The following is a 22,436-nucleotide window of genomic DNA, read 5'->3' as shown; positions in this document are numbered from 1 at the left end:
GCAGCCCCACCGCTGCGGGCCGGTGAGCCGCACTCCGAAAGCCCCCTGCCCCCTGTGAAGACATCCCCCCACGACAACCACAAGCAACATCTGGAGCAGCTGGCCGCCTTCCTCCGTGAAAGCAACCAGATCCTGGCCGACTGGCACGCCTACTCCGAGCATCACACCGACCTTTACGGCTGGCTCGACGACGATGACGCCTACGCGCGGCGCGCCAGCCTCCACGATGCCGATATTTGGAAGGCGTTCAACCGGATCCGTCCCTGCGCCGGAGCACTTGTCGCCACCGCTGAGGCACAGCTGCAGCGTCTCCCGCCCCAAGCCGTTCAGTCACGGTGGGTCTGGCAGCTCAGCGTCCTCGGCATGGCGCTCGACAGCCTCGCCCATCTTCACGACGATTGGCTCGTCACCTGCGACAGCCTGCCCCCTTCGGCTCGGCCGGGAACCAAGGTCTACGACGACGCACTGGCCAAGCGCAACGCGGAAGCCTGGCCGGAGATTGACGAGTGGGCGTCGTCTGGCGAAGTCCTCCTCGAAATCCACCGTGCCGCCCTCCAGGCTCCCTCAGAACTCGCCCCGGCTCCGGTGCGAGCCCCCGCACCACTGGCTACGGCCAACCGCACAGCTACGGCCCGCCGGTGAGCGAGTCCGACATCGTCGATGTGGCACTGGTCGCCCCGCGCTACCTGGCCGGCGGCGGCGATCCCTCGTGGGTCACCGCCCCCTTGCACCGATCCTGCGACTGGAGTGCCCAACCCAACCCGCTCGTGCCGCACCTGGTGCTCACCAGTCCCGACCGAAGGGCCGTGCTGCGTCTGGGACCGGACCCCGACGGTCCATGGTGGAACCTCCAGCACGCACCCGTGGACAACTGGCGGGCCTGGTCGGTGAGCTTCGGCGCCCGCACCCCCGTCGAGATCATCGCCGGACTCACCGACGCCCTCACCGACCCGGCCGCCGCCCAGGTGCCCGCCCCCGATCCCTACGAGCCCCTGCGTCAGGCCGGATGGCTCGACGGCCACGACCACGACGGCCTCACCTCCCCCGACGGCCTCGCCCACGTGGAGCACTTCACCCACGGCTTCACGGACTGCTGGTTCGCAAGGACCGCGGTCAGCGAGGACCCCGAGGGTCTGATCTGGCGCGCGTACCTCAGCGGCGACACACCTGCGCACCTGATCACCGGCTTCACCCGCGCACTCGCCGAGGAAGCCCCGCTACCCCGAAACCCCTATCCCCTGCGCGTCCCCCTCAACGCCCGCCGACAGACCCACGTGACCACCACGCAACGCCCCGCCGCCGAAGTCGACTTCGCCCTGGAACGCCGCGTCAGGGCCCTTGCCGATCGGTCCAAGCAACCAATGCCCGCCCCCGTGCCGCCGCCGGCGCCGCCGCCCCGGCGTACCCGCTGACGCCGTCCCTCCCCGACATCCCTGGAAACATCCCCCCTTGCCCAACCCCGCCTCCCCATCACCGGCCTCGAACGACGGCTACGACATAGCCTTCAAGATCCTCCTCGTCCTTCTCGCCGTCGCCGTCCCCCTGTCCAACTTCGCATGGCTCGGAGGAAACGCCGCAGCTCTCCTCACCGACACCGGCCCCTCAGCTCCGTACCAACCGATCGGAGCCCTCCTCCACCCCGAAAAGCTGTGGCCCGGCCTCGACCACACCGCGCTGCTGTTCGGCACCCGTATCACCCCCATCGCCGTGTTGCTCGCCCTCGCCGCTGTCGGCGCCTGGTGGTGGTCGCGGCGCAAGAGCGCCTCCGGCGGAATGAAGAAGCCCATCCGGGGGCTGGCGCGCAAGAGGGACATCGAGGCCCTGCTCGCCAAGGCGATGACGGCCAAGGCCCAGTCCCTGCGCCCGAGCCTGAAGGACGCCAAGCACATCGCTCCCCGTGAGACCGGCGTCCTCCTCGGCGATCTGCAGGGCACCCGGCATGAGGTGCGGATGGGCTGGGAGGACGTCGCCGTGGCGATCATGGCTCCCCGCTCCGGCAAGACCACGAGCCTGGCCATCCCCTCGATCCTCAGCGCCCCCGGCCCTGTCCTGCTGACCTCGAACAAGGCCGGCGGCGACGCCTACACCGCCACCATCACCGCGCGGGCCGAGGTCGGCCGGGTCTGGTCGATGGACCCCCAGCAGATCGCCCACGCCGAGCGCACCATGTGGTGGAACCCCCTGGCGGATGCCAAGACCCTTGACGGTGCCGGCCGCCTCGCCGGGCACTTCCTCGCCGCAAGCGTGGACGCCTCCCAGCAGGGCGACTTCTGGTCCAAGGCCGGATCCAACATCCTCTCCCAGCTCTTCCTCGCCGCCGCGCTCGACGACCGCCCGATCACCGACGTGATGGCCTGGCTGGCCTTCCCCGCCGACCGCACCCCGCTGGACATCCTGCGCGACCACGGCCACACCGCGGTCGCCGCCCAGCTCAAGGGCACTGTCGAAGGCCCGCCGGAGACCCGCGACGGCATCTACGAAACTGCCCGCCAGTACGCTGCCGCCCTGCTGAACTCCGAGATCGCCGCGTGGGTCACCCCGCAGGAGGACACCCCTGAGTTCAAACCGTCGGAATTCGTAGACAGCACCGACACGCTCTACCTGCTGTCGAAGGACGGCGGCGGCGGTGCCTCAGCACTGATCGCGGCATGCGCGGACTCGGTCATGCGGGCCGCGACCGCCCGCGCCGAACGAGCCGGCGGACGACTCGACCCCCCGATGCTGGCGATCCTCGACGAGGCCGCCAACGTCTGCAAGATCAGCGACCTCCCGGACCTGTACTCCCACCTGGGCAGCCGCGGCATCATCCCGATCACCATCCTCCAGTCCTACCGCCAGGGCCAGAAAGTCTGGGGCGACGCCGGCATGGACGCGATGTGGTCGGCCTCCACCATCAAGGTCATCGGCCCCGGTATCGACGACCCCGACTTCGCCGACAAGCTGTCCCGGATGATCGGCGACCACGACGTGGAGAGCACGTCTATCTCGCACTCCGAGTCCGGCAAGTCCACCAGCGTGTCCATGCGACAGGAACGCATCCTGGCGGCCGACGCCATCCGCGCCCTGCCCAAGGGCAGCGCCCTGGTGCTCGCCACCGGAATGCGCGTCGCCGCCCTCGACATGAAGCCCTGGTACCTGCAGCCCGAAGCGGACGAGATCTCCGCCGCCTCGGAGCGTGCCTCGAAGGCCATCACCGAACGCGCCGTCGCCAAGACCACCCCGAAGCAGAGCGACTTCACAACGGCCGCGTAAGCACTCCGGCCCCGCCAACCTGCCTCTCCTTCCCCGCGCCTCACTGAACCGCCGCGGCCGGGACGACACACGCCGTCCCGGCCGCGGACGGACCGCGCGACCGAGCAGATCACCCGCACGCTCTGACAAGCCCCTGACAGGAGACCCTGATCGACACCTACGAACCCTACGAACTCGACGACATGACACCAGCCGCAGCACTCGACGCCGTCATCGCCGACGTTCGCTCCCACCCCGTCGGCGCCGGCCCCGGCGGCTTCTTCACCGCGCTGCGCCACATCGACCTGCTCAGCCATCTCGCCCTGCGCTTCGCCGGCGACGCCCATTACCACCTCGACTCTGCTCACGAAACGGGCTCCGCCTGGCATCCGGTCGAGGCACTCACTTACGCGGCCGTCCCGCTCAGCAGAGCGCAGTACCACTACGCGCAGGCCATGGTTCCGCTCGCCACGCTCAGCAAACCGAACCCTGACACGTCCACGGCTGCGCGGCTTCACGACATCGAGCATCACAGCGCGCTGCGCATGCGTCTCCACGCCGCCGCACAGTCCCTCGACGAGGCCCGCAGCACCCTGGGCACGCCCACCCCGACACGGCTTCCGTCCCCCGCCGCCCCGCCCCCGGTGGCGACATCGGAACAGACCGTTTCTCGCCGGGCCCGCTGAGCAACCGCCAGCCCCGTACCCCAAACCCTCCCCTGGACCGCCTTGTCATTTCTGAACATCCCCGATGTGTTCATCGGCTCCACCGACGACGGGCACACCTTCGTCGTCCTCAACCGCCGCATCCGCGACGCCGACCGGCTGCTGAAGGATGCCGGATTCCTCGCCTGTGAACATCTCGGTCGCACGCTCTACCTGCTCCCACCGGGCACGACCCGGGACGCCCACGAGAGCGCCGGGGACGCAATGGACGGGCTTCTGGCCCGCACCATCGACATCGTCGACCTCTCCTGGACAACGCGCTGGAGCCCCGATACTCCCGACGCCGATCCGGACCTCCGCTTCCAGTTCACCGACGGCACCGTGACGGCCACAGCCGAGACCATCACCGCCCGCTCCCTCCTGGAGCAGCACGGCTTCGCCCTCGCGGCGGACGGCTCCACCTATCAGCCGCCGCCCGGGCTGGAGCAAAGCCATCTACTGGGTGCCGTCACGGCCGCCGAAGCGCACGCCTACACCCACGGCCTCACCGTCCACGTCGGCCTCGGCATCCCCACACCGATGGACATCCCGGCCGCGCCCCGCCGTGCATCACCTGTGGCCCCCAGCCCGCCGTCCGGACCGGCGACCCGTCGTCGCCCGCGCTGATTCCACACCCGCCGCCCTTCTCAAGGGCATGCCCCGGAGACCTGTTGACCACCGACATCGATCTCAACGAGCAGATCTACCACCTGCGCCACCTCGGCGACGACTTCATGGCCCTCCACGACCGGGTCCGCGGGCTCGCCACCTCGCCAGGAACAGAAACCCTTCGGCAGCTCGCACCCCTCGTGCTCGAAAGTCAGGAGCTGGTCGGGAAGGTGCTCCAGTCGCTGTCCGCCCTCGACGGTAGCCCTTACGCAACCGTGAGCGGCAGCCGACAGTCGCTCAGGGGTCTGGGGGGCCTCGTTGCTGCCGCGTCCCAGGCCAGTTGGGACCTCGCAAACGCCCTGGCCGTCAACCCCCTGGACGGCATCGGCTTCGGCGGACCGCGCCACGACGAGGTCAGCATCCGCGAAGCCAGGCACGCCCGTGACGCACCGGAGATGGCCGGCCACCTCGGCGACGCCGAATGGGACCTCAACGTGTGCGCGGCCTCCTGCCACCAGCTGGCCACCGGCATCAGCCAGGATCTCGAACGCGCCTTGCCCACCACCCGACAGGCGCTGCAGAAGATCAGCCCCACTCAGTGCGAAGCACTGAGCTCGCTCGCGAAGGGCGGGGCCACGATGCAGACCCGCGACCACGGCTCGGCCATCGTCCTCTCCCCCGACCACGCCCGCATCACCATCGCCACGCTCCAATCCCTGGACAAGCGCGGCCTGGTCCACCTCGACACCTCGGTACCGCTCCACCGAGGGCGGAGTATCACCGTGACTGCCGAGGGGCATCGCGCGCTTGCCCAGCACCGCGCCCGCACCGGTGCCACCACGACGCCGACAGCCGCGGCGGCCATCCCCACGGTTGCGGCCAAACGACAGGGCCGCCGATGAGCGCCGCCCTGACCGAGCAGACCGTCCCCTCGATGCCGCCGTCCACACCGTCGAGCGCCTTCCCCACCCTGAACGGAGTCCGAAATGCAGTTCCTCGATCTGGCGAAGCAGACACGCCTCCTGAGCCAGACGGCGCTCACCCTGGAATCGCTGCGCACGGAGATGGCCGGGGTACGTGCCGGCGAGATCGCTAAGCCGGTCCGGGAACTGTGTCCGATCACTCGCCGAGCGCACGAGCTGGCGGCGCAGTGCACACAGCAGGTCGCGGACCTTGCCGCCAGCCAGTACGGGGCCATGAAGGACGGCATGAAGAACCTCGCCCTTCTGGCTGAGGCATCCGCCCAGGTATCGCTCTCCGCGGGCCTGTGCGCCCTCGCCATCCACTCCCGCACCGAAGTGCTGCTGTACGAGGACGCCGACGCGACCCCGGCGGCGAGCCGCTCCGTCCTGGCGGACGCCATCAGCAGGATGGATGCCTCGGCCGGGGTGTACCGCGGGCTGGCCCAGCGGCTCTCCCGCCGCCTGGCCTCCGCTGCCGCCCGTCAGGAGGACCAGCGCCTCATCGCCCGCGCCCAAGCCGACCGGGGCATCACTGATACCGCCGACGGTCGCCGCACGCCGGCCCAGCACGGCGCCCGCACCAATGCCACCACGATGCCGACAACCGCGCCGGTCACCCCCACGGTTGCGGCCAAACGGGAGGGCCGCCGATGAGCACGTACACCCACGATGACCGGGTCATGGTGTCGCCTCCGTACATGGCAGGCGCCGGCGACCGCATCGCCGACGTGCTCGGCCCCCTCATCCACCTCTTCAGGTGGAAGCACGAGCACGATGCCGCCACCGGGCACGTCGCAATCGACAGCCCCGACGGCAGCCTGTTCGTCGACTTCGTTCCACTGCACCGGCGCGGTCAGTGGTTCACCGTGGCGCACCATGAGCCGTACTGGGAAGTGACGTTCAGCAGGCAGGCGCCGCTGGAGGCGGTAGCTGCGGTCACCCAGGCGCTGCCCCAGCTGCTCGGCGATACCCGTCACGCCGACCGCATCCCGATCACGGACATGCCCCTGGGCCAGATCGCCGACCTGAACGACTGGACCTCCGAGGAGAACACCTTCACCTCGCCCGACCTGTACTGCCGGCTGCAGCACACGCCCGGCGAGGAAATCGCCTGGCAGGTCGAGCACGCCTACTTCGAGGGCGCGCCGCTGGCCACTTTCACGCAAGACACCCCTGAGTGCCTCGTCCGCAACTTCTTCGCCCACCTGACCGCGCCAATGGCGGTGGAGCGGATCTTCTCCGACATCCCCCTCAGCACGCGGCATGGATACAGCGCCTTGATCACACCGGTCCGCGGGTCCGGAGTGAATCCCCCGATCCATCACGCCCTTGCACAGCTCGACCGTCCCGGCCGCCCCGGCCGCCCCGGCCGCCGCCGCTGACTCCCTGATCGCCCCGGAGCCATCCTGACCGAGAAGACCGCCTCCCTTGAGCCCGCCGAACAACTCCTCAATCTGGCGGCCGACTTCACCCGATTCAACGACGCTCACCAGCTGCACGCGCTTAACGGGCCAGCCCCCGCCACCCTGCTGAACCCCCAGACGGAATCTGCGCAACACCTGGCCCGGTCCGCGCTCGCCATCGTGGACACCCTCAATGCCCAGCCGATGTACACAGCCCGCCATCCACGCGGTATACGCACGCGTGCGCCAACTCGCCCATCTCGCGTCCGACGCGGCCGACTATCTCGTCGATGCCGTGGACCTTCTCGACGACACCCGCGCGGGGCTGCCCGTTGAGCTGGGCGACGGCTTCCTGGCGGTCGTGACCGAGCAGGAGGCCCGCCGGGGAGCCGGCCGGTGCTTCACCCTTGTTGCGAGCCTCACCGCCCTGGGCGCCGAGGACGCCCTGGCGACCGCTGAACTCTTCGTTGCCGAACACCGGCACCGGGGCTTCGTACCCGAATACCAGCCGCCCGCCCTGTCCCCCACCCAGGACACCACGCTGCGCGCGGTGGCGCGCGGCGACGTGGCGATCACCAGCGGCAAGCCCTATCTGCGCCGCGAAGACCTCCGCATCAGCATCAGCACCATCCGCTCCTTGGAGAGCCGCGGCCTGGTGATGCGCGAGGACTGCCCGGACTGGTTCCGCGACGAGCGCGTCCACCTCACCGCAGCCGGGCGCCGCGGCCTCGCCGCCTCCTTCGCCCGGCCCCACTCCACCGCACCCGCCGCAACACGCCCACCCGCCCGACCAGCCGCGACCGCAGCACGAGCCGCGGTCCGCTGACCTCAACACCCGGAGTCTCCACGACGCCTTCCGACACCCCAACAGCACACGATCTCGCCCGGGCCCTCGCCGACCAGATCCCCCCCGGCGCCGCACCCCGCGACGTGACCGTGCACTTCAGCGCCCGCCGACAGGCCCCAGCCGAGTACCGCCACCGCGGCCGAGGCGGACCCGTCACGGTCTTCGCCCAAGCACTGCACGCCCACCTCTACGGCCTCCCCACGGACGACGAGCCGCTGCCCACCGCCCTCGACACGCTCCTGCAGGCCACACACACCGCCACCGCGCCCGAGCAGCAGACCGCGATCCTGCGACAGGTCGCCGACCAGCTGCGCAACGGTGCCGAGATCATCCAGCGCTACCAGTACCGGGCCCAGTGGGACCGGCTCCCTGACGACGTCGCCGAGCAGCTCCGTGACGCCCACGACCAGGCCCAGCAGGTCGCCCAGACCCTCGACCTCGTCGCCCCCGCCTTCAGCAGCCCTCCCGCCGCGCCCGAGCTGCCCGGCCCGCAATCGCGGAACACCGCCGCCCCGCCCGCACGCCCGACTCCACCGGCCGGGCGCCGCCGCTGACCTCCGGCGACAGCCCCGCCGGGAAAGGCCCCACCCTGACCACTGCCGATCCCCTCCACGCCCTCCTCACCCAACCCCGCTGCTCGCTTGGCGTGTTCGTCCCCGCCGGCCTCCATCCGGTATCCGCCGAGCGCCGTCACCTCGACCAGCTCACGCAGGCAGGTGCCAACCTGTTCGAGGTCGGCCTGGCCACCGAGGACGCCATCCTCGACGGCCCCGTCATCCAATCCGCCTACCACCGCGCGCTGCGACGCGGAAACGTCCTCGATGCCGCCGTCCGCGCCGTCGAGCATGCCGCCGGCCTCCGGCCGACCGTCGTCATGACCTACTGGGAGCCCGTCCGCCGCCACGGCCCCGAGCACCTGGCCCGCCTGTTCGCCGACGCCGGTGCCGCCGGCGTGATGGTCGTCGACCTGCCCGCCCACCATGCGGCCCGCTGGCACGACACCGCGCGGGACGCGGGCCTTCGCACCCCACGCCTCACCCCGCGCACCACCCCCGACACCAGCCTCCCCGCCGCGGTCGCCGACGCCTCCGGATGGCTCTACGCACCCGCCAGCACAGCCCCGACCGGCTACCGCGGCCCGCTCGACCTCCCGGCGCTCGCCGACTTCACCCGGCGCCTGCGCGCCGTGAGCCCGCTGCCCGTGGTCTCGGGAGTAGGGATCTCCACCCCGGCCCTCGCCGCGCGCGTCGCCCCGGTCGTGAACGGCGTCGTCATCGGCACCCCGGTCGTCCGCGCCCTGACCACCGACCCGGGACAAGCCCCCGCCCTGACTGCCGCGTTCGCCCAGGCCCTGAGGGAGACCCGTGCCTGATCGCCCCGCACCGGCTCAGACCCTCGACCGGATCACCACCGACGCCCTGGCCCTGCACCGTGCCCTGCGCACCAGCATCACCGACGACGCGCATGCGCTGGCCGCGTGGATCACCGAGACCCAAGACCTCGCCGACACCGCCCTGTATCTGTTCCGCGCCCTCGCACAGCACACGCCGCACACCACCTCCGCGGACCTGCTGCTCCTCGAACGGGTCGCGCACATCGCCAAGGCCGCCCAGGACGCGGGCGCCGAACTGGCCACCGCCCTCGCCCGGGCCGTGGAGAACCGGCGCCGCCGAGCCGACGCCGTGTCACAGCGGGTGGTCCTCATCGGGCCCTCACCGCAGCAGTTCATCGAGTCAGCCACCGACCTCCTCGACCGCATCCCCGCCCTCTACCACGCCATACACCGCGACCGGCTGGTCCCGCCCAACCCGCCGACGCACTTGCCGCATTGAGAGCGCGTTCCCCCATTCCCCACCCCAGGACAGACCATTTCAGATCAGCCCCGATTCCGCGCCCTCTCCCTGGGCGCGGGAGTTCAGTCCAGCACCCTCCTCGCCCTCTCCGCCGAGGGCACCCTCCCGAAGGTCGATCACGCGATTTTCGCCGACACCGGATGGGAACCCGAAGCCGTTTATGCCCATCTAGACCGCCTGGAACGGGAAGTCGCCAAGCCCGCCGGGATTCCAGTTCTGCGCGTGTCGTCCGGGAACATTCGCAATGACGCACTGAACCCGGATCACCGGTTCGCCTCCATGCCCCTCCACATCCTGAACAAGGACGGGCGTCCGGGAATGACCCGAAGGCAGTGCACCGGCGAATACAAGATAAAGCCGATTAAAAAGAAGGTCCGTGAGCTACTCGGGCACCCCTACCCTTCGCGCATCCCCAAGGGGGTGTTCGTCGAGCAGTGGGTGGGGATCTCCACCGACGAGTTCCACCGAGCCAAGGACGCCGACGTGAAGTACATGCGCAATCGGCATCCGCTTCTGGACCTCGACTGGAGCAGGGCGGACTGCGTCCGCTATCTCACCTCGCTCGGACTGGCCGAAACACCGAAATCCAGCTGCCTGGGATGCCCGTTCCACGGAAATGCGCAGTGGCGGCACATCAGGGATACGTCCCCGTCCGAGTGGGCGGACGTCGTCGAATTCGACGCGGCCATCCGGCAGGGGAACGCCCGCGCCAACGCATCCGGTAACCGGTTGCTCGGGGAGGCGTTTCTGCACCGCTCCCGCGTCCCGCTGAGCCAGGCGCCGATCGACCACGTCACGGCCGCCGAACGGGCGGCTCTGGGCGTCGGCGAAGGCGAGGCCGACGAGTTGGAGACCGGCGTCACGGACGGCTGCTCGCCCTGGTCCTGCCGCGGTGACGTCGAGGCCGCGGTGCAGGACGACTTCGGGCTGGCCGCTTGATACTTGATCTCTTCGCGGGGCCGGGCGGCTGGAGCAGGGCACTGAGCGTCCTCGGGGCCCAGGACCTTGGTCTGGAGTGGGACCAGTGGGCCTGCAAAACTCGTACTGCCGCTGGGCAGTTGACGATTCGGACCGACGTGGCGATGTATCCGACGTGGCCCTTCCTCGGTCGGACCCGCGGACTGATCGCGTCCCCGCCGTGCCAGGCATGGTCGATGGCCGGCAAACGCCTCGGTCTGATCGACCAGCCCCTGGTCCACCAAGCGGTCTCAGACCTCGCCGCTGGTCGCGACACCCGCGCAGCGCTCCTCGGCGCCTGCCAGGATGTGCGTTCCTTGTTGGCCGCCGAGCCCATGCGCTACCTCCACGACCTGAATTCGGTCGGAGAGCCGGAGTGGGTCGCCATGGAGGAAGTACCCGACGTCCTCCCGCTGTGGAACCAGTACGCGGTGATCCTGCGCCGCTGGGGGTTCTCCGTGTGGACCGGCATCCTCAACGCCGCGGACTACGGCGTACCCCAGACGAGGAGGAGGGCGATCCTGCTCGCCTCCCGCGTCCGCACCGCCCAGCCACCCCCACCGACCCACGCCCAGGCCGCCGAGCCCGAGACACTGTTCGGGCCGGGCCGCGCCCGCTGGGTCAGCATGGCGCAGGCCCTGGGCTGGGGAGCGACCGACCGGCCTGTGCCTACCGTCTGCGCCGGCGGTGGACCCGGCGGCGGCGCCGAGCCCTTCCCGTCCGGCTCCCGTAAGGCGCTCTCCACTGCCCGAGACCGTGGCACCTGGACACCTCACCCGGACACCCCCCACCAGCGCTCCGGCCGGGCAGGAACCGAGCCTGCCGGCCACTCCGGCGCCCAGGGCGAACAGGCAGCGGGCCGTCGCGTGCCGGTGCCTGGCTGGTCGTGGTCCTTGCGGAGCAACAACCAGGCCCACGCCACCGTCCGGCCCCTGTCCGAGCCCGCGGGAACGCTTTTCTTCGGGCACCGCTCGAACGAATGCACCTGGGTAGCCGAACCCGCTGCCCCGCCGGCCGGGGACGCGGAGTCGCCCGTCGTCCCGGCGCCCATCCGGATCACCGCCCAGGAGACGGGAGTTCTGCAGACCTTCCCCGCCGACTACCCCTGGGCCGGCAACAAGGGCCAAGTCTTCAGCCAGATCGGCAACGCCGTACCGCCCCGCCTCGCCGCCCACCTCCTCGCCCCGCACCTCGGCAAGACCCTCACCCCCGACGACTTCACCCTGGCCGCCTAATGCCCCACCCCACCGACCCGTACGAGGGCGACGACCTGGACGACCTGCCACCGCCACAAGCCGTGCACTACGCCGAACAAGCCCTGCTCGGCGCCCTCCTGCTCGAACCACACCGGCTCGACACCATCGGCCACCTGGAGCCACACCACTTCGGCAACCACGCCCACAACGCCCTGTTCACCGCCATACGCACGGTCTCGTCCCCCGACCCGAAGCAGCACGCCAAGGACACGGCATGGCTTGGCGCCGTACTGGCCAAGGCGCGGCACGAAGCGCCGGGGCTGACCGCCTCATACCTGCACACGCTCATCCAAAGCTGCCCCCGGCCCCAGCACGCCACGGCCTACGCGGGCATGATCCGCGCCGATCACGCCCGCCGGACGCTGCGCGAGCACGCCGACCGGCTGTGCCAGACCGCCACCGACACCACGCTGCCGGACCCGGCCGTGGCCGTCCTTGTGCAGGCCGATGCCCTCGGTGGCTACCTCGACGAACTCACGCCCCAGTTCACCCCGCACCCCGGCTCCCTACCCCGCACCCCTGCACCACCGCCGCCCCCGCCCGAGGCCGGAGAAGAAGCCCTCGACGAGGAGCGACTGCTGCTTGCCACCGCCACCGCCCACCCCAACGAAGTGGCAATCATGCGGTGGCTGCAGCCCGACGACTTCACGCACCCTCTGCACGCCGGACTGTGGCAGTGCCTGGTAGCCCTGACGCGGCGCGATACACCCGTCGACCCCGTGACCGTCCTGTGGGAAGCGCAGCACCGTGGCCTCCTCAGCACCGGGGCCGAGCCGAGTGAGCTGCTCGACCTCCTCGCCGGACCGGTCGGCTCCCCGGAGTACTGGGGCGAGCGGATCCTCCAGCGCTCCGTCCTCCAGGTCGCCCACCACATCGGTCGGCGCATCGAGGCGTTCACCCAGGACCCGGCGACCACGCCGTACCAGCTCGTCGTCGGCAGCCGCCGCGCTCTTGCCGACCTGACCGCCGTACGCACCCGGTGGCAGCACGCCACCTCACCCGCCCCGGAGAGCAAACCCGCGCGCACCAGGGGCACGGCGGCACCCCGGACCAGTCCACCGCGGACCACAGCTCCGCACACACCACGCATCTCCCGCTGACCCAAACCCGCCGACGACCGGCCCCCTTGGCCCGGCACCGGCAGAAAGAGCACTCCTTGGTGACACCCCCCTCCATCGACGCCCACGTCCGCCTCGACACCCACCCCACACACCCCAGCGCTGTGATTGCCACCCTCACCGGCACCCAGGCCCACATCCCCCACGTGAGCCTGGAAGCCGCCGACTGGCACGTCGTCACCAAGAACACCCTGGTCCTGGCCCGCATCGACCACGAAGAGCCCTACTGGGCCGAGAACGCGGTGCAGCACATGCACCATTTTCCCTGCACGTGACGGAAGTTGAATATCTAGGTGGTGCCATCTGCGTTCCGTCAATGACTACGGGGCTCTGGCGGCGCACGGCACCCAACCCCACCAGGCCCTTGGGGAAGACCTGCTTCACGTGAAGTATCGGATAGGAACCGGCCACCTGCCCGTCCTGACAAGGAGTGCCGTCGCGTTCGCGTGTGCCGTTGTTCTCGCCACCGGGCGCTTCCCGCGCTGAACGGCGCTGTCGCGGCGAAGGCGAAGCCGCAGTCACGGGGCCAGCGGTGCGACGGACTGTAGGGGCCGAGGACGTGCGCCCCGGCCGTCACCCGGGCGGTATCACCAGCCGTCCGGAGCCGCAGTGGGGCGAGTTCGACTACACCGCCCCGGCAAGCAGACACGGACACAAGTGTGGCTCCGCGGACGGGGGATGCCGCGGAGCCACCCTCGCACCGTACCGTCCGTCTGCCCCTTTCGCAGGGCCTTGCGCCTAAGACACCACTTCACTTGGTGAGTCGGTGTCTAAGGGCACCGGGCTGGTCGTCCCGCCTCGCCGCGAGCGCGGGCAGAGCGAACTGCTCGCCTGGAAGGAAGAGCACAATCCCTCCCATCGCAAGTGCGTGCCGCGTCAAGCACGCCTTCGCCCGCATGAAGAGCTGGAAGATTCTCCGTGACTGCCGATTGAAGGGCGACGGGGCGTCCACCACACCATGAGCGACATCCGCCCGACTGCACATCCTCGCCCTCGCCGTATAGCCCGAAAGGGACATCAGCCGACGGCGTTCTTCACACCTCTCAGAAGATCATTGCGGGAGAAGCCTTAGCGAACGCCCGTTGAGCAGCACACGCTCTCACAACTCACGAACAAGGCCACGGCTCCCCAAGGCATGAGGGATCCTGAGGGGCGAGGAAGAAGCACCCGGGCCCTTCGGCATTGTGAACCTCAGGTGGCCATGACAGCGCCGCGCTGGCCACATTCTGAGGGCGGAAAGCCTCGTTCTCTCAAGATCGACCTGCGGAGCCGCCGGACCCGCAGGGCCTTCAAAAACCCACTGCTCACCATCGCCGACCAGAGGCCGCGCCAAAGTGCTGCTCAGCCGGCCGGTAGCAGCGGGATGGCACTTCGTGGGGCAGCGACCTCTATGCCCTGGCGGAGACCTGCCCGCCAGATGACCCCGGTTGTCGTGACTCCGGCCGCCAGGCGGTCGTAGAGCTCCAAGACGTGCTCCATACCACTAGGGGGTTGTCGCCGCTTCCGTAGGACCAGCCGGTAGCGGTCCTGCCAGTCCTGTAGTTCGGCGATAGTGACTGCCGAGGTATACCAGCATGCTGCGCGCACCCGGCCCACGAGGGGAGCGGGCAGCCGGAAGGACAGTTGCTCGGGATAGCCGCCTTCTCGCGAGCCTGGCCAGCGTCCCGGGCATCGGGCGCTTGGCGGGCAGGCTGGCCATGGATGGTCCCAGCCTCGCTCTCTCAGCTCCGATCGGACACCGAAGAGCACTAAAGCATCGAGAGTGTCGAGGAGTTCTCCCTCGTGTCGCATGACTGCCAGCCTCTGGCGCCAGGCGGACCGCACTTCGGTGATGCTGCGGCGGCTCAGCCGATCGGTGCTCCACCTGGGATGGGCCGCCAGATCAGCCCGCCGCTTCCGTTCGTGGTTCAACAAATCGCGCACATTAGCCCGTGTCCCGTAGGGCAGTCGCGCCGTTACTGGAACGCTTCCCTCCTCCGTCACGGCGTTCATCATGCACGACATAATTTGCAAACTTTATGGCGTCAGAAAAGCGGACTGGTGGGCAATTCCTCGGCTTGCGGCGCTAAGTAGGCATGCGCACCCTGGGTTCCGATCGGGAAATCCGACAGGTGCTCCCGGAACGGAACACGAAGGGAAGACGAGATGACGTCCATACCAGCGGTGAAGGAATCCTCCTTCGAGGTCCACAATCCCCAGTCGGCCGCCCAGGAATGGCAGCGCCTCGCTGGGAGCGAGTACGCCATGAACCAGGTCATCAGCGCCCTGCCGAGTCGACTGCGGCTGCCCAAGGGCGCTTCGCTGAACGAGGGAGCAACTGTCGGCTTCACCTCGACGACCACCCTCTCAGGGCCGCTCCACCCACCCGAGGAGGTCACGGCGCGCGAAGCCGTGGAGAAGGTGAAGAACACCTTCATGGCCAGGACGTTCACCGGCCAGAACGGGGAGCAGGTGGCCGCCTGCGCCACGATCACCGAGGCACCCGGAACGAGCTACAAGACGGTGGATGTGTTCGTCCTCGAAGCGGCAGACGGGGATTTGCTCCACGCAAACGAACTCGTGGTCGCCTCGACAGGCGCGATGGAGGAGCGCGACGGCTGGTGGGACAGGGTCGTCAGTTGCCTTGGCCGCGACTGCGGCGGCGTGTGCCTCAGTGCCGCGGTGTCGTGTCCGAAGGTGAACTGGGCCGCCTTCCTCATCTGCCTCGCAGGCCGATGCGGGGTGTGCGTAATCAAGTGCGGCGCCTGTGCCACCTGCGACTGCTCCTGGTGGTGCAAGTGGGCAGCCGGGTGCTGCGAAGACTGACCGGGAGAGGCGACACGTGAAGGCAGTGCAATGGCTGGAGGTTCCCGTCCAGCCATCCTCGCGAAACAACGAATCCCCAACAGTGAAATACGAGACCGGAAATGCGGTAATCGTATACGGGCCGTGCTCGGCATACGTCGGAACGGCCGACGAGGATATGGTCGGAACGCTCGCAAGTCACCCGGATGTGCGACTGCTGAGTTTTGAAGACCTGAAGCGAATCGATCCTTTTCCAGGTCTTCCGCTGACGTGGGAAAGCCTGGAGGGACAAATCCCTGACCATGATGGTCAGCATCACCGAAGTCGGCGAGCGATCGGCCTGGGAGATATGATTTCGGCGATCACCCGTCGGGCTCGAATCCCGGAATGCGGGAGCTGCGCGCGAAGGCGCACAGGGCTCAATCGAATCATCGTGTGGGGCTGGTGGCGAAAGCGTCCGGCACACGCCTGAACCGCCGGACCGGTGATGCACCAGCACCCTCAAGGAGCGGTCGAGGGCTCAGACAGCATGCGGGTCGGGGCCCTCAATCCTCCTGCAGTTCGGGAGCGCCATGCGCGCTTTCACGCTCGCCTTCACCGGGCGTCAGCGAACCGGCAAACGCCGCCCTGGGCGCCGCGGGCTGCGGAAGCCGGCAGAACTGTCTCCCTGACTGCGACACCATGGCGGAACACCTCAGCAGCTTCGGCTGCGAACGCAGCCCGTCCGCTGAGGTGTTCCGACCATGAAGGAGCTGTAGAACTCGGTCAAGAGCAGTTCTCCCGTGCCCTCGGACCGAGAACACGCCTTGACTTAGCGGACCCGCAGCCATCATCCCCCGCCGCACGCCCTGACCGGGCCGGTGCTTGACTTGATGGCCCTGAGCGGAGCGTGCAGGCTGCCCCTGGCACGCCGGCAGGCTACCGACATCAAGGAGAAGCCCGCAGTCAGCGGCCCATTCGGCGCTGCGCGTCGAACCGAAGCAGCACCCGTACCAGACGCCATATTCCGGCCGCCGCTCCGAGCAGTGCACCCCCCACCAACACGCCCTTCTTCGCTGAACCAGAGATGTCAAAGGCTAGTGCGAGAGCCAGAGCGACGGCGAAGACCGCCGCAGCCAGCGCGACGGCAGTCACCAGGGCGAAAACGATCTCCACCGTCATTGCGTCCTTTTCGCACCGCGACTCACGCCCCATGTCCATGCTGCAAGTCTCACATCACGGTCAAGCCATGGCGCCTGAGCCGGACAGCCTGTCTCATGTGCGGAGGTGCACCTACCAATTGAGATGACCTCTAACTCGCCGTTCGTTCATGGCTTTCGTCGGGCTGCGCGTCGAAAGCGGGATGGGTGGCTGCCCGGCACCGTGCAGGGCTGCCCTACCCGCGCTTTGCAGGTCGGGCACGACACGCGTGACACGTTCCGGGACAGGTCCTCGGTAGTGGTTCCCCCACTGCGCGAAGCTTTCCTCCCGTCGCCTTGTGCCCGTTTGTGGGCTGCTTCCTTCTCCCGGGACTGGACCACCAGGAGGAGCCGTTCGTCGTGACCGCCGAAGCGTCGTACCAGCTGCCCGTCCGGGGCATCGTCGAAGCAGTCCCGGCCTGGGCCAGCCTTGCATACCGGACAGTGCCGCTGGAGCCACTTCCTGCGGGCAACCTGGTCCTGGAGCACTCCGAGCTTGTGACCGTTGTAGACACGGGCCCTGGCGGCCTTCAGCAGGTCGATCTCCGCCCGGGTCAGCGGCACCCCACTGTCCGGCAGCTGAGAGATCGCCCGCAGCAGCGCCCGGACATCACCAAAGCGCTCCTGCCTCAGGGCAGGGGCCAACTCCGCCAGATGCTCCCGCCGCTGCACGGCGGCCTCCTCTGCCCGGCGCTGACGCTCCTCCTGCTCCCGCTTCGCATCCTTACCGGTCAGGGCCACGAGCTTGCCCTTGCGCCCCCGCGTCTTCATGACCTCCCGGCTGTGCTCCATCAGCCACTCCACAGCTGCGTCGCGAGCCTGCTGCAACACAGGGGGTGCGGGAGACCTGCGCCGGAGGATGTCGTCACACTCCCTGACCAGGGCCCGGGTGACGCCGATCTCACGGGAACGGCGTGCGGTGGCCAGCCGTAACAGGAGGCGCCGCACTTCCTCGGTCATCCGCGCCGGCTGCTCGCACATCTCGGTATGCGTGCGCGCCGAGGGACGGACCACGGGCTGGTCGGGCAGATCATCCAGTGCCGGGGTGACAAGACCCGCAGGGCCCAGGGAGCACTGCTCGGGGCTGAACCACTGGGTGCCGCGGGCGGTCTGGGTTCCGATCAGGACGCCACGCCTGTTGCCACGGCTCTCGCACCGGACGCGGTGCACGTACGGCAGACGCTGCAGAACCCGGTGGTCCACCGGCACATCGGCTCCGACCACGATGCGGCCCGCAGTCTCCAAGTCTGCCCAGTTGGGCGGGACCGCCGCGTTCATATGGATGTTCAGTCCGTCGCCGTCGCCGAGCCGCAGCTGCACCAGGGAGCCGGCCGGGGCCGGCCCCGGCTCCGAACACACCACCTGGCCCGGCAGTTGCTGGGTGCGCATCAGTTCTTCGGCAGCCGCTTTCACATACAGGTGATCCGCGCTGGTCACGTCGCGGGCCCGGCGCGCGCACGGCAGCCGGTCGGTGTCCGAGTCGGCGTGATGGGCGAAGTGGCACACCCGGTCCACGTAGAGCTTCGTCGTCAGCTGCCGGCCGCAGCCGCCCAGCCAGCTTCCGCACCAGAACGTCTGCCCCGCATACTGGCGCCGGAAGGCGTCCAGCTCGATCGCCTCAAGTGGCAGGATCAGCGGTTCCTCCGAGTCCGCGCTGCCCAGCACCGCTGTCTGAATCTGCCGCCTGTCACCCTGCATGAACACCGACCCTTCGTCCCAACTCATCGTTCCACCAGATGTGTTGAGGATGCAGGTGATCGAGGTGTTCAAGCCTCAGCGCTCGCCGCGATCTGCTCGGACCGGTGCCGCACGCAGACCATCCAGCCCGGCAGCGCGGCACCTGTCACCACGAGCGACTGCCTCGACACCTGGACCATCTGGGCAGGACCGAGCGTTGACCACCCACCAGGGCACTGCAGCCTTGCCCCACACGCCAGCGCCAGTGATCGCCGAGCTGGGCACAGAACTCGCGCGTGGCACAGGCATCCGACGCCGGCTACATCCCCGAGCGCCCCGGCAGCCGCACAGCGCACCACGACGCTCCCTGCCGCCGTGCAAACCTCACCCACGGCCCGCCACCCGCCAGCCCCGGGCTCCTGTCCCCGAATACAAGACGAGCCCCGACACCACGCCGTCGGCCATCCGGCGGCCAAGGCCAGCCCTGCAGTCAGTCGCACGCGCTGATCACCGGCGTGTGGGAGACGGCTGCTCGCCCGCTCGTCCCGCTAGACACCGCTCCGCGGCAGGCTGCACGAGGGGCCCTGGTGCAGCAAGTTCGGCTGCGCGCCGTCCGTCCGGGGCGTGGAGACCCCGTAGTTCGCCGCCGCATTCCGTCACTGTCAGAAACTGTGAAGCCAGCTCCCTCCGGTCTCGACTTCGCATATGGACTACACCAATAGACCTGCAAAAAAATCCATGGAAGCGCACAACCATTCACAGGGCTCCGAATACATGAGGCGATCTTCAGCCAATTCGGAGTGCATCACCCTGACCTGCCAGTAGGCATACTAATGGTTTCCATCTTTCCGAGAACACCCATTCGAGGGACGCCGGACGCGGCGAACTCCCTCTAGGATTTCACCCGTTCTCACAGCTCATGCAAATTGCATGGCGACGCGAAAACGGGATGAAGTGAGTGACGGAACGGGGGAGGCCGGCAGCGTCCGATCGCGGCTGGCTGGCAACGTCAGCAATGGGAAGGCGGGTTCACGATGATCGGGGTACACAACGGCATGGCGTCCGGTTCGGTGCCGGGCGCAGAGTGGGTGAAGGCGTCCGCGTGTGACGCGCTCAACTCTTGCGTGGAGGTTGCGAGGGTCGGTGAAAACGAGATCGCGGTGCAGAACTCGCGATTCCCTGACGGCCCCGCACTCGTGTTCACGCGCGACGAGATTGTGGCATTCTTCGGCGGGGTTCTGAACGGCGATTTCGACAGCATGACTGTCTGAAAGCCATCGGCCAAGGTTTGCCTTTGGCCAATGGAATGCTATTTCCTGGCGCGGGCGGGAGGTACCTGTCCGCGCTAGGAGTGTTCATGTCAGGTCGAATTTTGGCTTTGGTGGGTGGACATGGGCAAGCGCCCCCGTCCACCCCGCAGGCGGCGGCCAAGCTCGTCGGCGCCCTGCTGCGGCACCTGCGCGACGAGAAGAAGCTCGATCAGCACGAGGCCGTCGAGGCGGTTCCGGAGTTCAATTCGATCTCCACGCTCAGCCGCTACGAGAACGCCAAGACCCCGCTCAAGCCAGAGAACGTCACCGCGCTCCTGCGCTTCTACAAGGCACCGGAGGACATCTTCCGTGACGCCGAGGCGCTCTTGCAGTGGCGTGCGGACCAGCGCTGGTGGTCCGCGTTCTCCGACGTCGCAGACCACACCCTGACATCCCTGTTCGCGCTGGAATCCACCTCGAAGGTGGTCCAGGTGTACCAGGAGAACAACGTCCCCGGGATGCTTCAGACCGCGGGCTACGCCCGGGCCCTGATGGCCGACTACGCCCAAGCGCAGGTCGACCCCGAGAAACGGCGCGAGGCTTTCGCAGCCATCGAGCGCCGCCTGCAGATGCGGATGCGCCGGCAGCATCTCCTCGACCAGCCACAAGCCCCCCTCTTCCGGGCCCTCATCGCGGAATGGGTACTGGACAAGCAGCTGGGCGGCATCATGGTCATGCGGGAGCAGCTGAGGTACCTGCTGAACGTGGCGGAGAACAAGCCGAACGTGCACATCCGGATCCTGCCCGGAAGCGCGCTGCGGAAGGGCTCGCCGCTGCACCCGGCGATAACCCTGTTCAAGCCCTGGGAGGGCGCGGAGAACCGTTCGGTCTACCTGGAGAACAAGAACGTCAGCGGCGAACTCCTCACCGACATGGGGCAGATCGAGACGTTCATGGCGTCGATGGACTACTGGTGGCAGCAGGCTTTGCCCAAGACAGCAACAATGGAGCGCATCCAGCACTACATCGACCAGCTCGTCAGCGGGGCACCCAAGTAATCTGCACGTCACCCGATGCGGGCGACGCCACCGTACTCGATCCACTCCTCAGACCGCTGCCGGGGCGCGATGTCGCTGTCGGGGTGCCAGCGCGAGACTTCGACCGGCTCGGATTCCTCCAACAGGTCCAAGCCCTCGAAGAAGCGCTGGACCTCGCTCTTCGATCGGACCTGCCCCCAGGAGCCATCGGTGATCTCGCACATGAAGTCGGTGATGCTATCGCGGAGTTCCGCGTCGTCACTGGCGAGCTGAGAAATGACCAGATAGCTGCCACGCGGTAGCTGCTCGACAACGTTCCGCACGAGGCACCAGGGGTCATCTTTGTCGGGAATGCAGTGAAGGACCGAGACGAAGAGGGCCGCGACCGGCTTGTCGTCACGCAGCAGTCGCCGGACCGCGCGGCTGTCGAAGATGCCAGCGCTGTTGCGCATGTCGGCGCCCAGGACGGCCGTCGTGATCGGGTCCTCCGCCAACATCATCTCCCCATGGGCCAGGACGACAGGGTCGTTGTCGATGTACACGACCTCGCTGGTGGGATCGACCTCCTGGGCGACCTGGTGCACGTTGGGCCGTGTCGGCAGCCCCGAGCCATGGTCGAGGAATCGGCGTACCCCGTGCTCCTGTGCGAGATAGCGCACGGCTCTCACCAGAAACGCGCGGTTGACCAGCGCGAGTTCACGGGTGCTGGGGGCGAGACGGAGTAACTCCGCACAGGCGTCCCGGTCGACTTGGTAGTTGTCTGTGCCGCCGAGAAGGTGGTCGTACATTCTGGCAACGCTGGGCTTGCTGAGATCGATGATGAGCCGCTCCCCACACTCTCGGGCGCACACGTCCCCGTAGACGCTGCGTGTCTCCGACAGCAGAGGCCCCATGCTAAGAGGGCCAGTTGAGCCAGGGCTACCCGCCTCCACCAACGAGGCATGCCATTTGATGGCATTTCAAGCAGCGGTGTAACTCATCAAGGTGCGGCGCACACCACGCCTCTGACCAGGGCATTCGCCAGCAGCATATTCACCTGGCGCGGCTGGGGAGCAGTGCCAGCACGGCGCGGTGTCGGAGCATCTCGAAGTTGGCCGGCGTCATGCCCATTGCATGGCCGGCCTCCAGGGAGGAGAGGCCGAGCTTGTACCGCAGAACCAGCGCGTCGGCCTCATTGCGATCGAGCAGGCGATGCAGTCCGCTCTCGGTGCGGCGCTCGCAGACTCGGCGGGAGAGAAGATTCCAGGCGTATGCCGCTGGAGAGCAAGTGCGCAGTGCGGCGTCCCACCGGTCGCCGAGGTCGTGCAGCACGGCCCGGGCGATGGTGGTGCCGATGCGAGCGGATCCCACCGTGACCGCGCAGAAGCTCTGGTAGACGGCCCACTGGTCGCGACAGAAGGCGAAGTAGGAGACCGGCAGCCGCCTCGGCAGTGGCGGAGTACCCCGGGAGGGGCCGCGGTGGTCGTCGAGTTCGGCGTCAGGGCGCCGCCCGCATGGACCGTCGCGCATCAGCATGGCTCTCCTCCTCACTGAGTTGAGGATCGGGCAAGGCAAGGCAGAGGCGAGCAGC

23 protein-coding genes and 1 pseudogene are annotated in these 22,436 nt (G+C 68.5%); 20 read left to right on the top strand and 4 right to left on the bottom strand.

Features of this window, described 5'->3' with window-relative positions:
- Nucleotides 1-54: 54 nt before the first annotated feature.
- From AC3EUV_RS00530 to AC3EUV_RS00445, 18 genes and pseudogenes are all read left to right on the top strand, one after another.
- The gene (locus AC3EUV_RS00530) at nt 55-642 is read left to right on the top strand and encodes a hypothetical protein (RefSeq protein ID WP_432141050.1); all 588 of its coding nucleotides are present in this window, start codon (nt 55-57) and stop codon (nt 640-642) included.
- Nucleotides 639-1,412 (top strand): SPDY domain-containing protein, encoded by a 774-nt coding sequence (locus AC3EUV_RS00525; protein ID WP_432141049.1) that lies wholly within the window; start codon nt 639-641, stop codon nt 1,410-1,412. Before AC3EUV_RS00530 ends, AC3EUV_RS00525 begins: the two co-directional genes overlap by 4 nt.
- A 37-nt stretch (nt 1,413-1,449) precedes the next feature.
- Nucleotides 1,450-3,252, top strand: a complete 1,803-nt coding sequence (locus AC3EUV_RS00520; protein WP_432141048.1) for a type IV secretory system conjugative DNA transfer family protein — start codon at nt 1,450-1,452, stop codon at nt 3,250-3,252.
- Between the two features lie 182 nt (nt 3,253-3,434).
- Nucleotides 3,435-3,917, top strand: coding sequence for a hypothetical protein (locus AC3EUV_RS00515; RefSeq protein ID WP_432141047.1), 483 nt, complete (start codon nt 3,435-3,437; stop codon nt 3,915-3,917).
- Nucleotides 3,918-3,959: 42 nt separating this feature from the next.
- Nucleotides 3,960-4,562, top strand: a complete 603-nt coding sequence (locus tag AC3EUV_RS00510) for a hypothetical protein (RefSeq protein ID WP_432141046.1) — start codon at nt 3,960-3,962, stop codon at nt 4,560-4,562.
- Between the two features lie 44 nt (nt 4,563-4,606).
- The gene (locus AC3EUV_RS00505) at nt 4,607-5,446 is read left to right on the top strand and encodes a hypothetical protein (RefSeq protein WP_432141045.1); all 840 of its coding nucleotides are present in this window, start codon (nt 4,607-4,609) and stop codon (nt 5,444-5,446) included.
- Between the two features lie 84 nt (nt 5,447-5,530).
- On the top strand, nt 5,531-6,160 hold the full coding sequence (locus tag AC3EUV_RS00500) for a hypothetical protein (protein WP_432141044.1): 630 nt from the start codon (nt 5,531-5,533) through the stop codon (nt 6,158-6,160).
- Nucleotides 6,157-6,888: an SPDY domain-containing protein gene (locus AC3EUV_RS00495; protein ID WP_432141043.1), complete on the top strand. Its 732-nt coding sequence runs from the start codon at nt 6,157-6,159 to the stop codon at nt 6,886-6,888. Before AC3EUV_RS00500 ends, AC3EUV_RS00495 begins: the two co-directional genes overlap by 4 nt.
- Before the next feature lie 262 nt (nt 6,889-7,150).
- On the top strand, nt 7,151-7,735 hold the full coding sequence (locus AC3EUV_RS00490; protein WP_435601884.1) for a hypothetical protein: 585 nt from the start codon (nt 7,151-7,153) through the stop codon (nt 7,733-7,735).
- A 104-nt stretch (nt 7,736-7,839) separates the two neighbouring features.
- Entirely contained in the window at nt 7,840-8,310 is a 471-nt protein-coding gene (locus tag AC3EUV_RS00485; RefSeq protein WP_432141041.1) for a hypothetical protein, read from the top strand.
- Nucleotides 8,311-8,345: 35 nt separating this feature from the next.
- Entirely contained in the window at nt 8,346-9,128 is a 783-nt protein-coding gene (trpA, locus tag AC3EUV_RS00480) for a tryptophan synthase subunit alpha (RefSeq protein WP_435602044.1), read from the top strand.
- A complete protein-coding gene (locus tag AC3EUV_RS00475) occupies nt 9,121-9,588 on the top strand; it encodes a hypothetical protein (RefSeq protein WP_109894198.1) in 468 nt (155 codons plus the stop codon). Before trpA ends, AC3EUV_RS00475 begins: the two co-directional genes overlap by 8 nt.
- Before the next feature lie 69 nt (nt 9,589-9,657).
- Nucleotides 9,658-10,548, top strand: coding sequence for an adenine nucleotide alpha hydrolase family protein (locus AC3EUV_RS00470; protein ID WP_432141198.1), 891 nt, complete (start codon nt 9,658-9,660; stop codon nt 10,546-10,548).
- Nucleotides 10,545-11,801: a DNA cytosine methyltransferase gene (locus tag AC3EUV_RS00465; RefSeq protein WP_432141040.1), complete on the top strand. Its 1,257-nt coding sequence runs from the start codon at nt 10,545-10,547 to the stop codon at nt 11,799-11,801. The genes AC3EUV_RS00470 and AC3EUV_RS00465 overlap by 4 nt, the downstream gene beginning before the upstream one ends.
- Nucleotides 11,801-12,922, top strand: a complete 1,122-nt coding sequence (locus tag AC3EUV_RS00460; RefSeq protein WP_432141039.1) for a DnaB-like helicase N-terminal domain-containing protein — start codon at nt 11,801-11,803, stop codon at nt 12,920-12,922. Before AC3EUV_RS00465 ends, AC3EUV_RS00460 begins: the two co-directional genes overlap by 1 nt.
- Nucleotides 12,923-12,978: 56 nt before the next feature.
- The gene (locus tag AC3EUV_RS00455) at nt 12,979-13,215 is read left to right on the top strand and encodes a hypothetical protein (RefSeq protein WP_432141038.1); all 237 of its coding nucleotides are present in this window, start codon (nt 12,979-12,981) and stop codon (nt 13,213-13,215) included.
- Nucleotides 13,216-13,712: 497 nt separating this feature from the next.
- Nucleotides 13,713-13,944, top strand: a pseudogene (locus AC3EUV_RS00450) (IS5/IS1182 family transposase); the annotation flags it as partial.
- Between the two features lie 1,141 nt (nt 13,945-15,085).
- On the top strand, nt 15,086-15,745 hold the full coding sequence (locus tag AC3EUV_RS00445) for a hypothetical protein (protein WP_432141037.1): 660 nt from the start codon (nt 15,086-15,088) through the stop codon (nt 15,743-15,745).
- Between the two features lie 924 nt (nt 15,746-16,669).
- Here AC3EUV_RS00445 and AC3EUV_RS00440 read toward each other — a convergent pair.
- Complete coding sequence (locus AC3EUV_RS00440) at nt 16,670-16,924, bottom strand: DUF6332 family protein (protein ID WP_432141036.1); 255 nt, start codon at nt 16,922-16,924, stop codon at nt 16,670-16,672.
- A 107-nt stretch (nt 16,925-17,031) separates the two neighbouring features.
- Nucleotides 17,032-18,600: a zinc finger domain-containing protein gene (locus tag AC3EUV_RS00435; protein WP_432141035.1), complete on the bottom strand. Its 1,569-nt coding sequence runs from the start codon at nt 18,598-18,600 to the stop codon at nt 17,032-17,034.
- A gap of 1,013 nt (nt 18,601-19,613) precedes the next feature.
- On the opposite strand from AC3EUV_RS00435, the gene AC3EUV_RS00430 reads away from it, so the two are divergent.
- Together AC3EUV_RS00430 and AC3EUV_RS00425 are read left to right on the top strand one after the other, a co-directional pair.
- Complete coding sequence (locus AC3EUV_RS00430) at nt 19,614-19,850, top strand: DUF397 domain-containing protein (RefSeq protein WP_432141034.1); 237 nt, start codon at nt 19,614-19,616, stop codon at nt 19,848-19,850.
- An 86-nt stretch (nt 19,851-19,936) separates the two neighbouring features.
- Entirely contained in the window at nt 19,937-20,887 is a 951-nt protein-coding gene (locus AC3EUV_RS00425; protein WP_432141033.1) for a helix-turn-helix domain-containing protein, read from the top strand.
- An 8-nt stretch (nt 20,888-20,895) separates the two neighbouring features.
- Here AC3EUV_RS00425 and AC3EUV_RS00420 read toward each other — a convergent pair whose 3' ends face one another.
- Together AC3EUV_RS00420 and AC3EUV_RS00415 are read right to left on the bottom strand one after the other, a co-directional pair.
- Nucleotides 20,896-21,684 carry an SAM-dependent methyltransferase gene (locus AC3EUV_RS00420; RefSeq protein WP_432141197.1) on the bottom strand — a complete coding sequence of 263 codons (789 nt, stop codon included), beginning with the start codon at nt 21,682-21,684 and terminating at the stop codon, nt 20,896-20,898.
- A 214-nt stretch (nt 21,685-21,898) separates the two neighbouring features.
- The gene (locus AC3EUV_RS00415) at nt 21,899-22,375 is read right to left on the bottom strand and encodes an RNA polymerase sigma factor sigma-70 region 4 domain-containing protein (RefSeq protein WP_432141032.1); all 477 of its coding nucleotides are present in this window, start codon (nt 22,373-22,375) and stop codon (nt 21,899-21,901) included.
- Nucleotides 22,376-22,436 lie beyond the last annotated feature (61 nt).

This window comes from Streptomyces sp. bgisy130, assembly GCF_057708345.1.
Note: the sequence above shows the minus strand (reverse complement) of the source record. Positions and strands in the feature narration are given on the sequence as shown.